Origin of the sequence: Bacillus sp. Marseille-Q3570 (assembly GCF_946151055.1) — a bacterium.
GTDB lineage: Bacteria > Bacillota > Bacilli > Bacillales > Fictibacillaceae > Pseudalkalibacillus.
Window position 1 is genome coordinate 236257 of sequence record NZ_CAMGYZ010000004.1, and the last position, 16262, is coordinate 252518.

Consider the following 16262-nt stretch of genomic DNA (forward strand, 5'->3'; position numbering starts at 1 on the left):
CTGTATACGTTATTGCCACGAATTTCCTACAGTCAACATTCCCGTAACAAACCATCAGCCTTTGTACCCCTTATCCTCCATAAAAATTATATTCAGGTTCATACCACGTTAAAAGAACCCCGTTAGTGTAGGTACTGTATTTAAAACTTACCTGAATGGGGATGAGCGTATGTTTACTTTTACAGGAAAAAGGTTCGCAATGGCATTGTTTACTCTTTCTATTATTGCCGTTCTTCTTGCATTACCGCTCGAACGCGCAGCTGCTGTAGGTCATGAACATGTCGAAAATGTAGGTCATCGCGGAGCTGCAGGTTATGCACCTGAAAATACGATGGCTGCTTTCCGGAAAGCGTTTGAGATGAAAGCAGATTACGTTGAATTGGATGTACAGATGAGTAAGGATGGGGAACTCGTCGTTATTCATGATACTACTGTAGACCGGACAACAGATGGCACTGGTAAAGTAAGTGACTTTACATACGAAGAGCTTCGGGCCCTTGATGCAGGGGGATGGTTTGCACCTGAATTTGAAGGTGAGCCGATTCCGACATTTGAAGATGTGCTGGATGGAATGCGTGGTAAAACAAAACTCTTGATTGAACTGAAGGCTCCTTCTAACTATCCCGGTATTGAAAGAAAAGTGGCGGAAGCATTGAAGGAACGGAATATGGATCAGCCAGAAAACAATTCCGTCATTGTCCAGTCTTTTGATTTCGAATCAATGAAGACCTTCCACAACCTTTTACCTGAAGTTCCGATCGGGGTGCTTACTTCCAACTATCTCGACCTTACAGATGAATCCTTGAATGAATTCAAGTCGTATGCCGATTATGTCAATCCGCACAAAAATCAAATCGATCGTGCTTTAGTCGACCGTATCCACGCTCTAGACATGGGAGTCATGCCCTGGACGGTCCGCGCAAAAGAAGACGTCCAGCCGCTTCTTGATGCTGGAGTCGACGGCATTATCAGCGATTACCCTGATTATGTACCAAGGAATTACAAAAAGCAGTAGATTTACCACTTCAATGCTGACCTGGAGTTTAAAGACGAAAGACCTGATGGAAGATAATGTTTCCATTCAGGTCTTTTTTGATTGAAAATAGGGAATTTCTATTTTGAATTCACGAAATCCGCTGTACTTTAGGAAAAAATGAACATTTCGAGACCTCAAAGTGAGGATGCTGCCGGTCACCTATGTGAAAACCAGTTGTTATCTACAAAAATCGAAGGTAAATGCAAAAAATATGAATTTATCTACAAAAATGGGGGTGTCATCTACAAAAATGAAAAATTAACTACAAAAACAAAAATACATCTACAAAACGCATATTATTCCGCTGGCAAGTAATCTTCCAATTTCAATTTTCGTTTCTGTGCAGGTGGCGGGCAGCTCAGGTTGTAATTGAAAATTTTCTTGTTGATTTCCTCGACAGACTTCCGGATATTATATTCACTTGAGTAGGACGCCAATTCTTCTTTCATCCGTTCAATTTCCTTATCCATCTGGATCCATGGCGGCAGGATATTATTGTCCTTCATCACCTTATTCAACAGGCCATCAGGATTATACGAATGGTCCCCATCCAACTTCAGCGGTTTTCCCTTCCCAGGCAAATCATCAAACGCACCTTCCTGTTCAGCACGTTTGATGATATCACCAATCAGATCGGAATACTGGATCTCATCACCTTCAGGCTTTTTCTTCCCTTCATTTTCTTTACTCACGTCGATCCCTCCCTGCTAATAATCATTCCTATTATTAGTAATACGGGAGAGATCCTGAAACTCCTTATACTATTTTTGGCAATCAAGTGAATTTTATCTGTTAGGCATTAAGTCTTCTATTACAACTCGTCAAAACCGTTATCGTCAGAAACCTTCGTATATTGGCGGGATTTTTGTTCGAAAAAGTCACTTTTCCCTTCATTCACTGATTCATAGGCTTTGATCCATGGCATCGGATTTTTGCGATGTTCAGGATACGGCCGCTCCGCCCCAAGCTGATTCACCCGCTTGTTGGCGATGAATTTGATATAGGAATCAAGTTCAGATGACGTGATTCCAGGGAACCGATCTCCTAGAATGTAATTCCCCCACTTGATTTCAAGCTCTGTCGCTTTTTCGAATGTTCTTCTGACAAAATGGTTTGCTTCTACTGGATCCAACGAAAATTCATCGATGACCGCATGGTAGATTTTCGTGAACAGATGGACGTGGAGCTGTTCATCCCTGTTGATGTAATTGATCATCGTCGAAGTCGACACCATCTTTTGGTTCCGTGCAAGGTTATAGAAGAAACTGAATCCTGAGTAAAAGTTCAACCCTTCTAATACAACATCGTAGACGATCGATTCCAAGAACGTTTCTGGTGTCGGGTTTTTCACGAATGATTCATAGCCTTCGATGATGAATTCATTACGCTCCCTCAAGACCGAATCATGCTTCCAATACTCGAAAATCTCATCTTGTTTCCCTTTATCGACAAGACTTGAAAGGACGTAAGAATATGACTGATTATGGACGACCTCCTGAAAAGCAAGGACTGTCATCAATGCTGTCAAGCTCGAATCCGTCAAATAACCTGCCACCCTGTTCGCATAATCGGTCTGGATGCTATCGAGAAATGCGAGCAGGCCGATGATTTTGTTGAACGCTTCTTTTTCGTCCGCAGATAGCTCCGCGTATTGCTTGCGATCCCCTGACATATTGATTTCGAATGGGGTCCAGAAATTTGAAAGCATCTGTTTATACAACGGGTAAGCCCATGTATAGCGGACATCGTCCCAATTCAAGACATTCGAACTTTTGCCGTTCAAAATTCCCGTGGATGCGTTCGGTGCTTCTGGCACATAAAGTTCTCTTAGATTCAGGGTTCCAGTTGCATCAGCTTTCACAAGAATCACACCCTTCTATATCGTCGTGGGAGGTGGACCGGACGTAATAGGTCGTCTTCAATCCAGATTTCCAGGCGGACAAGTGCAGATCTAGAAGCTCCTTCGCTTTCACCGTATTCCGTACATAAAGGTTGAACGATATCGATTGATCGACATGGCGCTGTCTGACTGCATTTTGACGGATGCTCCATTTTTGGTCGATATCATACGCACTCTTGTAGAACCATGTTGTTTCAGCTGACAAGTCTGGAGCCGTCACAGGGATTTTCGAGTTTTTCTTTTCTTCTGCATATTGCTTTTTAAAAATCGGATCGATACTCGCAGTGGACCCTGCAATGATGCTCGTCGAGGCATTCGGTGCGACTGCAAGCAGCCAACCGTTACGGACGCCATCTTGTTGGATTTTTTCAGCTAGATCGCTCCAATCTGTACTTTCATACCCTCTCTTTTTAAAATAATCGCCTGTACTCCAGTCGCTTCCTTCAAATCTCGGATAAGCACCTTTTTCTTTTGCGAGGGCATGGCTAGCCTGGATTGTCAGGAAATTGATTTTTTCATAGAGCTGATCCGCGAATGTCACCGCTTCGTCCGACTCCCAGCGTATCCCTTCCTGTGCGAGTAAGTGATGCCATCCGAACGTCCCTAATCCGATCGCCCGGTATTTGTCATTCGTCAAAATCGCTTGCTTCACTTCGATTTTATTTTTATTGAGCTCAATGACGTTATCAAGCATCCTCACCTGGATCGGAATGACCCGCTCCAGCACCTCTTCCTTCACGACTTTTGCAAGAGAGAGGCTTGATAGATTACATACAACGAAATCACCCGGTGTTTTTGTGATGATGATTTTTCCATCTGTAGTCGTTTCCTCTTCAACAGTTGTTGCTGATTGATTTTGCGTAATTTCCGTACAAAGGTTGGTACAATAGATGATGCCTTCATGATGATTGTTATTAAGGCGGTTCACTGTATCTTTGTAAAACATGAACGGACCGCCAGTTTCAAGCTGACTGATCATGATCCGCTTCATGATATCGATCGCAGGAACTGTCTCCCGTGACAGCAACGGATTTTTGACGCATTGTTCGTACTTTTCCCGGAACCTCCCGCCACCTTCTTTTTCATCATAAAAATCATCAAGCTCGAATCCCATCTGTTTCTTGACCTCATGAGGATCGAACAAATGCCATTCTTCACGTTGTTCGACTTTTTCCATAAAGAGATCAGGGATGACGACGCCCGTGAACAAGTCATGCGTCCTCTGACGCTCATCGCCATTGTTCAACTTGGCATCAAGGAATGCGAAAATGTCTTTTCCGAAAACAGGATAGTAGACGGCGACAGCTCCGTTACGCTGACCGAGCTGATCGACGTTCACGGCTGTCGTATTAAGCTGTTTCATCCAGGCGATCACTCCGGATGAAGTGTTTTTGTAACCTTTTATGTCAGACCCTTTGCTACGGATCTTACCGAGGTAGACTCCGATCCCCCCACCTGCCTTACTGAGCATCGCGATATCTGTATTTGAGTCATAGATTCCACGTAAGCTGTCATCTACTGTATCAATGAAACACGAGCTGAGCTGCCCATGGGCTTTTCCGGCATTTGCAAGCGTTGGTGTGGCGACTGTCATGTAGAGGTTGGACAGCACCCAGTACGCTTCTTTTACAAGTTCAAGCCGCTTTTCCTTCGGTTCAGGCATCATCAAAGTCATCGCGATGACCATCCAGCGTTCCTGAGGCAGTTCGTACAAATGACGATCATGATCACGAGCCAGATAACGATCGGCTAACATCCGGATCCCGGCATATGTGAACAGCTCATCGCGTTCAGGTACAAGGGCGGCTTCAAGCTCGTCCACTTCCTCTTTCGTATAATGTGTTAGAAGCTCCTTATCAAACAGACCTTTTTGGATGAGTGATTGCAGCAGCCCACGGAAGCTTCCGTAACCAGGTAGTTGATCACGGTTATGTGCCGCTTCCTTATAGAGAGAGTGGAGATGGATTTTGGCGCAGACATACGTCCAATCCGGTTCTTCTTGGGTGATCCGTGCCATCCCTTCGAGCAGCAACAAGTTGAGGAGTGCGTTCTCATCTGCCTCATCCCATTGCAGTGCAGCTTTCTCAGTGAAATCCGATATATCTAGATGTGGAAATCTTTCAGTAAGCTTTTCAGTCAGATCGATGATACGTTTCGGTAAGCGTTTTTTATTAAGTAAAGTCGACATATCCATTCCTCCATTTCTATGAATCCAAAAAAACCACCCGGTTATCGAGTGGTTGAAACGGAGACGATATGACATTGAGACATGACCTTGAAAAAGAGATCCACACTCGAACTGAATAGCCGTCCACGCTTCAACCCTCAATCCCCGAAGAATTGAAACACTCAAGCTCAGGCAGGTCTACTGACTCTTGCTTCACCCTACTAGGAACCTTCCCATATAAGTACCTATTACTAGACTCTCTTATACAGTGGCATATTCCGTTCGTCGACAATTACAGTTGCGGGGACAGTTCTGGATTCTCACCAGATTCCCTATCAAGTCTCCTATCGAGACACCTGTCACTTGAAAAATATCAATATATTGTGTTGTTAATCTTACATTCTCACTAAATGTAGTGTTTGTCAATATGTTTTTCAGGAGATGCGTGAAATCCTGGAATTTTTTCATGATTTCCAGAAAAATGACGAGTAATTCCTGAAAATTATGCATAATCCTAGAAATCAGTAAAAAAGACCTAATGTAAATCAAACCCATATCAAAAGGCACTCAGCTACAGAAACCTTCACTGATGTGCCTTTTGATTATTCAAATGTTCACCTTACGATACAATTGTCTGGCTTTTCAAATCCTCGATATAACGGAATGCCTCTTCTATTTCTTCTTCGGTATATTTCTGTTTTTGTTTAACGACTTGTACCTTTTCAACCACCTCTTCTTTCGGAAGGTGATCGAAATAAAGGATGGTCGAAATAAGCTCGAGGATTCGTGAAGGCTGTTCATTCATCGATGTAACACACTCCTTCAACGGCTCCAGATCCAGATCATAATGCTTTAAGAACTGTTCACCCTCACCTGTCAATGTATAGCGATACTGATAATAGCCTGATACCTTTTCTCTCGTCTCTTCGATAAACCCAAGATTACAAAGTTCTTCGACACGCAAAGTCAATTCCTCTGAATATGGCCCATAAAAATGAAACTGATATTTTTCTCCGAAAGGAAAGTTCAACTTTTTAGCGATATATACCATCTTCTGAAGCTTCTTCCGTCCTACGACCTCTCTGGCATAATCGAACAATGCAACCAACCGCGCATGATGCTCAAGCACGAAGAATCCCCTCCTAAAATTCTAATATTTCACTGATTTTTCTCTTTAAATCATGATCGTCTATTTTTTCTACTAGATCTGATGGATAATACAACTTGTGATCGGTCCGTTTTTTACCTGAAATGGCTTCGACGACAGTAGACTCTCTAGACAGTTCCCGGTATTCCCCACTTTTCATCAATAGGTGGATCGGCAGGCGTTCTTCTTCCTCACCTGGACGATAAAAGTCATAAGGAAGATCGGATGACGAATCAACGATCAAATAATAATCCGGGTCGATCCCAGCTTTGACGAAATACGTATAAAGCCTGTGCCAATGTTCCATATGGACGGTTGGGTTGAATTCCATATACTTGAACAGACGACGATTCAAAAAACGCTCACAAAGATCACTGAGAATCTCATCCTCTTCATCCTGCCAGGCCTGGAAATAGAACTGGATGATCCCTTCGTCCAGCTTGAAATAGTCATCGAGATCAACGTTATCGTTGAATAAAGAAACAAAATGGATCGGTTCCAATTTAAAGGTATAGCCTTCCTTGTAGAGTGCTTTTGCACGATGAAGAATCTTCGACAGGATGACCTCAGCACTGCGCGTCACTGGATGGAAATAAACTTGCCAATACATTTGGTACCGGCTCATTATGTAGTCCTCGACAGCATGCATCCCACTATGTTTAATCACGACCTGGTCTTCTTTCGGTCGCATGACCCTCAAGATCCGCTCGATATCGAATTGACCGTAACTGACCCCCGTGAAATAAGCATCACGGAGCAAGTAGTCCATTCGGTCGGCATCGATCTGGCTTGAGATCATGCTGACGACAAGCTTGTTTTCATAGGTTTTTGCGATTACTTCGGAAACCTTACGCGGAAAGTCATCATCGACCTTCTTTAAGACGCTGTTTACTTCCGTATCTCCTAGAATGATCGATTGTGTAAAATCTTCGTGGTCAAGATTGAATACTTTTTCAAAGGAATGTGAATAGGGGCCATGTCCGACATCGTGTAAAAGTGCTGCAGCTAAACAGAGGATGCGCTCTTCATCATCCCAATGCGGCCGCCCTTGAAAAATTTCAATGATCCGACGAACGATTTCATATACCCCAAGTGAATGGCTGAACCGGCTGTGTTCAGCGCCGTGGAACGTTAAAAACGTGGTACCAAGTTGACGGATCCTTCTCAAACGTTGGAATTCCTTCGTTCCGATCAAATCCCAGATGATACGGTCACGTACGTGTATGTATCTGTGTACAGGATCTTTAAATACTTTTTCTTCGTCTAATTGTTGCAGCATATAGCTCATCGCCTGGTTTGATACCCCTTTCTCCTTACACCTGAAGAAGCTGCGTCTATATTGATTGGGGACTGACTTCAAAAAAGTCAGCCTCTCTCATGTTGTTTTTCGACAATATTACAATTATATATTCTCTAAAATGAAATGAAAACCTCTTCGAAAAAAGTGAAAAAGCTTACTTTCGTTCCACTGTATGTCTTAGGTCATAGAAAAATTTTTTTTGCAGAAAATAAGATTATCCCGAGCATGAGGACAGGAGTGGAAACATGAAAATCATCGGCATTACGATCCTACTGGTATGTGCCTTCGTCGCCATGACTGTTTTGATGGATTACAAACTGGATACTCATATCGAAATCCTCGACCAATTGAACCCGTTGAAGGTACCAGAAGAATTCGAGTTTGTGTTAGTATTCTTCCTTCTTTTATTTTTAGGTGTCCAATTTTATATCACTTTACAGCGTTGAACTCCTTCCGATAACGGACTGCAAGGATGGCTAGAACCAGGAAAGGCACACCAAGCTGTAATGGCAGGTGTAAAAAGAAGGGCACGAGGATCATTCCTTCTTCTAGATGCTCGGAAAAGTTCGAAGTGATGGTCAGTGCTCCAAACAAGATCACTAAGCTGATGGGATAAAAGAGCTGTTTGAATTTGTCGACATTGAAAACTGAAGCAGTACAAGATACTGCAACATAATAAAAAATGGACACTTTGAAAAACATACCGATGATCAAGATGAAAACACCGATTGCATCAAGACGTTGGATAAACTGTCCGATTTGGATATGGCTGATGGTCATCAGTAAAGGAAAGGTGGTTCGTGCAGCAGTTTCAGCACCAAGGACTGCTATATCCATCATAGCTGTAAAGGCAAGCATCACACCACTTGTCAAAATCGCAAAATACCCCGTCGGCCTGATCTTCTTCGTTTTATTGACATATCTGAACAACATCAAGAAAGCAACCAATTCTCCGAACGGAAAGGTCATCGTCATCGGGAAAGCCGTCTTCAATATCACTCCCCAACCATCCCCTAAGTAAGGTTGTAATTTTTTCAAATCAACTGCTTTAGAGGCAAATAATAAGGCGATACCTAAGAACACCAGCCCGGTAAGGATAGGGAAATAAAATTCACTTGTCCTAGCGAGCACTTCTATCCCTTTCGAAATGACGTAAAATGAAGCGAGGATCATGATCGTTAAAATAACGAACAACGGTGTTTCCACCAGGGTGGCTGAAAGCAGCAATTCACCAAAATCACGGAGAATACGAGCTGCAAGATAAGTGAAATAAATGATGTATATGAATCCAACTGCTTTTCCAACTACTTTCCCGAAGGCCATTTGGAGCATATCCATATAAGTGTTTTCAGGATCGTACAGATGAATCCGAGTATACATCCAGAATAACACCATACCTGCTACCATTCCTAGCAAGATAGCGATCCATGAACCCTGCTTCGCTTGTAGACCAAGCCCCACTACAACTGCACTGCCAAGTTGGAAGAAGACCATCAATACATATAGTTGTATGGTGCTTATTTTTACTTGTTCCATAGTATGTGCCTTCCTCCTTGCCCAATTGTTTTGCTCAGTTCGATCCGGATGGATAGATGGTTTTCGTACGAAGTCCCGCTCTTCTAATCTGGAAATCTGTACTGACATCCACTTCAGCTTCAGAAAAAAGATTGTTCCAGTCATGCTTAACCTTTTTCCATACTTCAGGGTTTTTCCGGTGTAGCCCCTCCCCGAATCCAAAAATATCCAGTTTCAATTCCTGGGCTGAATGGATTGATTTCATGACTTCGTTTGTCAACTCTTTTTCTGTTTTCTTTTCCAGCTGATGGACGACCTTTGAAGATTCAATGGCCAATGGACAGTTGACTTCTGCAATATTCCCTTCCAGGCCTAAGTTTACTTTTAACTTAGGAATTTCCTGTTCCATGTTGACTGTAAGCGATGTGTTCGAACGAATGACTTCGATAGCAATTTTATCTTCTTCTCCCTTACAAGAAAGATTGACGATCGTACTCTTTATTTTTCCCAATGCTAAAAGAATCCCCCTTGCATCCTTATCGTCAACCCACTCCTGTAAACGGTCTTCCTTGAAGATCGCTAAGCCATCGATGATCAGGTTCGGTTCTCCGGCACGTTCTTGAGTTACTATTGGCTGTTTATCGGACTTGATTCCAGTGATGATCGGTTGCTTGTTTTTGATGATCAGTGTCTCGATCATTTCATCAACTGTCATTGCTAATCCTGTACCTATCAGGCTTTCTGTATTTTCAAGGCTCCCACTGATCTTACGTGCAGGTATTTCTTCAAGCGGTGTAAGTTGTCGCAAAAGCTCCTCTGCGCTGCTCTCCCTTGCAATCAGGATATGAATCTGTGTCCGGAATTCAGGATCCCGATCAATGAGGTCCAGCATGTCACTTAATCCTTGTCGTGCAATTTCTTCACTGACGATGATGTTGCTCGTATGCGAGAAAAACATCCTCCTCGGTACCGATTTTGCTGCTCTTCTTAATGCCTCGAAAACCGTATCTCCAGTCGAAGTGAACACAACTACCGGCGGGCTTTTATCGGAGTTACCCGAAAATTTAGAAGAAGAACTGCTAGGCACAGCAATCTGGAATGATATTTTATATCGTCCCTCTTCCGTCCGATCGAAGCCCATTGCCATAACAAGGGCAAGATCAGTCAATTGGCGGCTGTTCCAACATCCGGTCAAAAGCGGTAGAAGGATGAGCAATAATGAGAACTGGAGGAGGATGCGTTTCATATTTCCGTTCCTTTCTGTGTTCCTTTAAATCTATTCATCGGCAGCTTGTCGTTTCAAAGCATTCGGTTGGGGTGTGTCATGTGGTCTTCTTTTCATCGCCCACAATGGAAAACGGATGAATGTGTCTTTTTGATCGCTCGCATTGAATGGAGCAACAGAGGTCAAATAAGGGATACCTAACGATCTCAGGCTACTTAGATGAGCGATCATCATGATCAGGACGATCGTAATTCCATAAAAGCCGAAAGTAGCAGCTGAAATCATCAATACAAAACGGATCAGCCTTGCTGAAATCGCGATATTGAAGCGTGGTGTCGCAAAACTAGAGATCGCTGTCAATGCAACGACGATAACCATCACCGGGGATACAAGACCAGCTTGTACTGCCGCTTCCCCGAGGATGACAGCTCCCACGATCGAAATCGCCTGGCCAATCGCCCGTGGCATACGAATACCTGCTTCCCGCAGTATTTCAAACGTGATTTCCATGATCATCGCTTCAATGAAAGCAGGAAATGGCACGCCTTCCTGTTGTGCAGCCAGTCCTAATAATAAGACGGTGGGGATCATTTCTTGATGAAACGTCGTCACTGCTATGTAAATAGAAGGTGCCATCAAAGAAACAAAGAATACGAAAATCCGTAACAATCTTAGAAACGTGGCAATATCCGACCGTAAATAATAATCCTCTGGAGAAGTGAAAAATTGAAAAAATGACACCGGCAGGATCAATCCAAAAGGCGTCCCTTCCACAAGGACAGTAATCCGCCCTTCCAAAAGGTTTCCTGAGACCACATCTGGCCGTTCCGTGTTCATCACTTGCGGAAATGGAGTGAAGGTTTGATCCTGTATGAATTCTTCTAAATAACCTGATTCTAGTATTCCATCAATTTCAATTTTGGATAACCGGTCCTTCAATTCTTTTATCAGGCTCTCCTTTGCAATTCCATCAATGTACAGGATGTTGATTTCAGTTTTCGTCACCTCGCCAATATGCATGGACTTTATACGTAAAGCTGGATTTCTGATCCGCTGCCTGATCAACGTCGTGTTCGTCCGAAGCGATTCAGTAAAACTATCTTTAGGACCTCTGACCACAAGTTCTGAAGAAGGTTCAGTAATGTCCCTTGTTTTCCCGCCCTTACAATAGCATCCAATACTTTGATCTGAGCCTTGGATCAGAATTACTGCATCGCCAGAAAGTAATACCGAAACAGTATCATTCCACTTATTCAATTTCATCGTTTTGGAAGTTGATAATACCGATTCAGTAAAATAGTCGACTGCCTTAATATCATTTGGAACCTCAATCGTTTTCAGGTCCATCAAAGCACTGGTGATAGAATGTGTCAGGATATGCTGATCGACCATACCTTCGATATAAATAAGAGCAACTTCTATCCCATTTCCGGATTGAAACCGTTGGATATGTAAATCGATGCTCTCCCCCATTAGTGTCGTAATATGTTCGATATTGTCATTAAGGTCGGCACTTAGTGGCTCGTTCTTTTTCAAGTTCGCTTGATTGGCTACACGTTCTTTATTCCGATTTTTTTTTGAGGATCTCCCGATTATTTTTTTCATGAAAAATAGACCCCGTTTCAATGAATGGCTTTCAAATCCATTGTTCACATATAAAGGGGGATGTATACGTTATTGAACAGGTGGGGTTTTACTTGTATTCGCGGGAATTTGTAGTTAGTCGAAGTTCTCTCGAGATCCTTAATTTGCTGCGAAAAGCAAATTTGATTTTTTTGGGCGGATAAGGATAGGATTGCCTCTATTGTCCTGTCCCAATAAAAAACGAACCGGGGTAGGTACACTTCCAAAAAGTTCCGCTCCAAAATAGTTGTCTCCATAACAAAAACTACTACAGTTGGAGGTACTGTAGTAGATCCGAATTTTATACTTCCATAACTATTTAAAAAGCTGACCGGAGAATCCTCCTCCGGTCAGCTCTGTATCTTTTGTGTTATAAAATTAGATATCCAGATCTGGCGTTTTTTGTGGTGCTCCGCCGTGCTTTTCTTCAGACTGAGCGACAATGACCGCACAAGCTGCGTCACCAGAAATGTTAACCGCTGTACGAGTCATATCCAATAGACGGTCAACACCTAGCACAAGTCCAATCGCTTCAACTGGCAGCCCTACTTGCTTGAGGACCATCGCCAGCATAATCAGTCCTACTCCCGGCACACCCGCTGTACCAATACTTGCAAGTACTGCAGTAAGGACAACTGTAATAAGCTGCGTCACAGAAAGATCGACCGCATAAACCTGGGCGATGAAAACTGTTGCAACCCCCTGCATGATTGCTGTACCATCCATATTGATCGTTGCTCCAAGAGGCTGAACGAAGCTGCTGACCTGTTTTGGTACATTCAAGTTTTCTTGAGCAGTTTTCATGGATACAGGAAGCGTACCGCTACTGCTGGAGGTACTGAATGCTACCGTCATTGCTGGCGCAAAGGCCTTGAAAAATTTGATCGGATTCATTTTTCCAAGTGTTGAAATAGCTGTTCCATATGTGATCATTGCATGCAAGAGCAATGCAAGCAACACTGTTCCGAAATAAAGTCCCATCGCTTGCAACGCATCTAGACCGAAGTTTCCGACTGCAGACGCGATCAATGCGAATGCACCGTATGGAGCGAGGACCATGACAATATTAACGAGATACATCAGTATGTCATTACCTTCATTAAGCAAACGTCGTACACCTTTTGTTTTTTCACCTAACATTGCAACCGCAAACCCTACAAAGATTGAAAAGGCAATGATTTGAAGCATATTTTCCTTCGCCATGGCATCAATCGGATTTGTCGGGATGATGTTCAACAATGTATCAACGACTGGTGGTGCTTCTTCTGCTTCAAAATTAGCCTGCCCTGTGTCAAAACCTCCACCTGCACCTGGCTGGATGACATAAGCTAAAGCAAGCCCTATTACAATCGCAATCGTTGTGGTGATAAGAAAGAAACCAATTGTTTTTCCACCGATACGTCCTAGCTTTTTAGGGTCTCCGATTCCCGCTGCACCTAGAGCTATCGAGAAAAAGACAATCGGTACGACTAGCATTTTGATTAGATTCAAGAAGATCGTTCCGACCGGGCCGAAAACGTATTTATCTAGTACTGAGAATAAATCGGCGGCAAAAAGGTTAAGAACAATACCAATGATTATACCTAATATGAGACCGATAATGATTTGTACGCTTAACTTCATATTTTCTCCTCCTACCTAATTATGTTACGCTATGGGATATTTTCTTATGGTTTATGAGTGTTGTCAAATGTCAATATAAAACATTTCGCATGTTTATACAGGACCAAACCCGTTAAAGCATTGATATGTAAGCGTTTGTAATATTATTCCTTACTAGAAAATAGCAATAAATTCTCTTTTTCCCCTCCTTTTCTGTATGTATAAAATCCCCTATTCACATACATTTACACCCCTATTTTCCCTGTTTTTCCTAATGTTAAGCATAAAAATATCGACAAAACCCAGCGAGTGAGATTCCGATTTTCACAGGACATGCTATAATAGAACGGTTGAGGTTATTAAAGGAGCTTTAGCAATGGAAGAAATGATTAAACGTATATTATCCCAGCCTGAATGGCGTATCATAGACCAGACAACACTTGGAGATTCATTCCATGCTCTTCAATCTTTTGCAATGGATGACACCCTTTGCAGTTCCATCGGTTCTGAAAATTCTCCACCAACAGTCCGTGCCTGGGTCCATCCTAAAACAGTCGTATTAGGAATTCAGGACAGCAGGCTTCCAAACCTTTCAGATGGCGTCGAGTACCTCAAAGAACAAGGGTATGAAGTCATCGTGCGGAATTCCGGTGGACTAGCCGTCGTACTTGATGCTGGAGTTTTGAATTTATCCCTCGTGCTTTCTGAAAAAGACCAGAAAATCGATATCGACCTTGGATATGATGCGATGGTCTACCTTACTGAGCAACTTTTAAAGCTGTATGGGTTAACATTTGAACAAAAAGAAATCAGCACATCCTACTGTCCGGGAAAATATGATCTGAGCATTGATGGAAAGAAGTTCGCTGGCATTTCGCAGCGGCGCCTGCGCGGTGGGATTGCGGTTCAAATCTACCTATGCGTGGACGGTTCTGGATCTGAGCGTGCTGAGTTGATCCGAGGATTTTATGAACGGGCAAAAGGAGAACACGAAACGAAATTTACGTATCCTTTGGTTGACCCAGACGTAATGGCATCCTTAACAGAGCTTGGGGAGAAGCCATTCACTGTCAGTGACCTAATGAAGGATTTATTACTTTATTTAAAAGAGCAAGATTCGGAGCTGCTTTCAGCACAATTATCCATATCCGAAATCAATCAATATGATTACTACCTGAAACGTGTCGTCGAACGAAACAAAAAGGCACTGGAACGGTGAAGATGACATAAAAAAACTCGGCAAATCAAGCCTTTGGGGCAGGCTCAGCCATAGTAGCCCTTTTATTGAAGAGGCTGGGACAAGTGAATCTTGTACAATACAATTTGTCAGGGTTTCATAGTGAGCATTAAAAGAAGGCACCGCTACGTCAACATCCTCCGCTTCCCCGGGGGGGGGCTTCTACTCGTGCTGTTCCTGCAGGAGCCTAGGGATGTGGCCAACGCTTGTCTACTTTCATTTATCCACTATTTTCATTGTTCGTCTTTTCTGTTGGTAGTCAATAGTTTCGTCCCCGCCTCCTTAAATGCAAAAAATAAAAATCGAGTCTGAACCATTTCATTTATGGTTTCACACTCGATTTTTTTCTCATTGTTGTGTGGTTTTTAACCTTGTACTGCTTGCATCGCTGTTATCAAGGATAACTTATAGACATCCTCACTGTTACATCCTCTAGAAAGGTCGTTCACTGGCTTATTAAGCCCTTGGAGCACTGGGCCGATCGCTTCAAAACCTCCTAAGCGCTGAACCATTTTATAACCGATGTTCCCTGCTTCCAGACCAGGAAAGACGAAGACATTCGCTCTACCTTCAAGTGGGGAATCGGGTGCTTTCTTTGCAGCTATTTCCGGCACGAACGCTGCATCGAATTGAAGCTCACCATCGATAGGGAAATCAGTCCCTAATTCATTCAACAGGGTGACCGCATCGATCACTTTTTGTGTCTCAGCCGATTTTGCTGACCCTTTTGTAGAAAAGCTGAGCATCGCAACTCTTGGGTGGATACCGAATACCCGCGCTGTTTCAGCACTAGTTGCTGCAATTTCAGCTAAATCCGTTGCGGATGGTTCAATATTGATTGCACAATCTGCAAAAATGTACCGCTCTTCTTCTTTCACCATCAAGAAAGCACCTGAGGTCCGTTTGATGCCTTCCTTCGTCTTGATGATCTGCAGAGCGGGACGCACAGTATCTGCCGTTGAATGGGCAGCACCACTTACTAGTCCTGAAGCCTTATCCATATAAACGAGCATTGTGCCAAAGTAATTGACATCCTGGAGGATTTCCCTCGCTTCAGGTTCATTGACTTTCCCTTTCCGGCGATTTACAAATAGGTCGACCATTTCATCGAAACCATCATAATCAGCTGGTGAAAGAATATCGACAAGGTCGAGGTCAAGTCCTTTCTGTTCCAAAGTCATTCTGATGGATGCCTGGTCCCCGATCAAAATCGGTTTCAAAATCTTCTCCTCAGCCAAACGTAGAGCTGCATCTATGATACGAGGATCATTTCCTTCTGGAAAAACAATTGAAGGATAGATCGCTTTAAGTCTCTGTTCCATTACCGAAAACATATTACTCATTTTTACGCCTCCTCTTTCTATTGTTACAGAGTTTTATTCACTGTTTATAAAATGATTCTATCTTTTTCATGTCCTACAATACTCCTTTTTATCCCTGTATGAAACCAAAAGAGTATGATGTAATCGCTTCACCAAAGAAGTTTTTACTTTCACAATTCTCTTAACCT

The 16262-nt window shown here is 42.9% G+C and carries 13 protein-coding genes and 1 riboswitch; of the genes, 3 read left to right on the top strand and 10 right to left on the bottom strand.

Annotated elements, in window-relative coordinates:
• Positions 1 to 169 precede the first annotated feature (169 nt).
• On the top strand, positions 170 to 1015 hold the full coding sequence (locus tag N8M93_RS09030) for a glycerophosphodiester phosphodiesterase family protein (protein WP_261131149.1): 846 nt from the start codon (positions 170 to 172) through the stop codon (positions 1013 to 1015).
• A gap of 317 nt (positions 1016 to 1332) precedes the next feature.
• Here N8M93_RS09030 and N8M93_RS09035 read toward each other — a convergent pair whose 3' ends face one another.
• From N8M93_RS09035 to N8M93_RS09055, 5 genes are all read right to left on the bottom strand, one after another.
• On the bottom strand, positions 1333 to 1728 hold the full coding sequence (locus N8M93_RS09035) for a DnaJ family domain-containing protein (protein ID WP_261131151.1): 396 nt from the start codon (positions 1726 to 1728) through the stop codon (positions 1333 to 1335).
• A 119-nt stretch (positions 1729 to 1847) separates the two neighbouring features.
• Positions 1848 to 2897 (bottom strand): ribonucleotide-diphosphate reductase subunit beta, encoded by a 1050-nt coding sequence (locus N8M93_RS09040; protein WP_261131153.1) that lies wholly within the window; start codon positions 2895 to 2897, stop codon positions 1848 to 1850.
• Positions 2887 to 5130, bottom strand: coding sequence for a ribonucleoside-diphosphate reductase subunit alpha (locus N8M93_RS09045; RefSeq protein ID WP_396125473.1), 2244 nt, complete (start codon positions 5128 to 5130; stop codon positions 2887 to 2889). Before N8M93_RS09045 ends, N8M93_RS09040 begins: the two co-directional genes overlap by 11 nt.
• Positions 5131 to 5276: 146 nt before the next feature.
• Positions 5277 to 5478: riboswitch (cobalamin riboswitch) on the bottom strand.
• 244 nt (positions 5479 to 5722) lie between these two features.
• Positions 5723 to 6232 (bottom strand): YwgA family protein, encoded by a 510-nt coding sequence (locus N8M93_RS09050; RefSeq protein WP_261131156.1) that lies wholly within the window; start codon positions 6230 to 6232, stop codon positions 5723 to 5725.
• 13 nt (positions 6233 to 6245) lie between these two features.
• The gene (locus N8M93_RS09055) at positions 6246 to 7538 is read right to left on the bottom strand and encodes an HD domain-containing protein (RefSeq protein ID WP_261131158.1); all 1293 of its coding nucleotides are present in this window, start codon (positions 7536 to 7538) and stop codon (positions 6246 to 6248) included.
• 257 nt (positions 7539 to 7795) lie between these two features.
• Here N8M93_RS09055 and N8M93_RS09060 point away from each other — a divergent pair, with 257 nt between their 5' ends.
• Complete coding sequence (locus N8M93_RS09060) at positions 7796 to 7996, top strand: hypothetical protein (protein ID WP_261131160.1); 201 nt, start codon at positions 7796 to 7798, stop codon at positions 7994 to 7996.
• Here N8M93_RS09060 and N8M93_RS09065 read toward each other — a convergent pair.
• From N8M93_RS09065 to N8M93_RS09080, 4 genes are all read right to left on the bottom strand, one after another.
• A complete protein-coding gene (locus tag N8M93_RS09065) occupies positions 7980 to 9086 on the bottom strand; it encodes a spore germination protein (RefSeq protein ID WP_261131161.1) in 1107 nt (368 codons plus the stop codon). The two genes, N8M93_RS09060 and N8M93_RS09065, sit on opposite strands and share 17 nt — an antisense overlap.
• A gap of 34 nt (positions 9087 to 9120) precedes the next feature.
• On the bottom strand, positions 9121 to 10311 hold the full coding sequence (locus N8M93_RS09070) for a Ger(x)C family spore germination protein (protein ID WP_261131163.1): 1191 nt from the start codon (positions 10309 to 10311) through the stop codon (positions 9121 to 9123).
• A 30-nt stretch (positions 10312 to 10341) separates the two neighbouring features.
• Positions 10342 to 11895, bottom strand: coding sequence for a spore germination protein (locus N8M93_RS09075; RefSeq protein ID WP_261131165.1), 1554 nt, complete (start codon positions 11893 to 11895; stop codon positions 10342 to 10344).
• A gap of 396 nt (positions 11896 to 12291) precedes the next feature.
• Complete coding sequence (locus N8M93_RS09080; protein WP_261131167.1) at positions 12292 to 13536, bottom strand: dicarboxylate/amino acid:cation symporter; 1245 nt, start codon at positions 13534 to 13536, stop codon at positions 12292 to 12294.
• A gap of 364 nt (positions 13537 to 13900) precedes the next feature.
• On the opposite strand from N8M93_RS09080, the gene N8M93_RS09085 reads away from it, so the two are divergent.
• Positions 13901 to 14734 carry a lipoate--protein ligase family protein gene (locus tag N8M93_RS09085; RefSeq protein ID WP_261131458.1) on the top strand — a complete coding sequence of 278 codons (834 nt, stop codon included), beginning with the start codon at positions 13901 to 13903 and terminating at the stop codon, positions 14732 to 14734.
• A gap of 383 nt (positions 14735 to 15117) precedes the next feature.
• Here the strand turns inward: N8M93_RS09085 and pta are convergent, their stop codons facing one another.
• Positions 15118 to 16095 (bottom strand): phosphate acetyltransferase, encoded by a 978-nt coding sequence (gene pta / locus N8M93_RS09090; RefSeq protein WP_261131169.1) that lies wholly within the window; start codon positions 16093 to 16095, stop codon positions 15118 to 15120.
• Positions 16096 to 16262 lie beyond the last annotated feature (167 nt).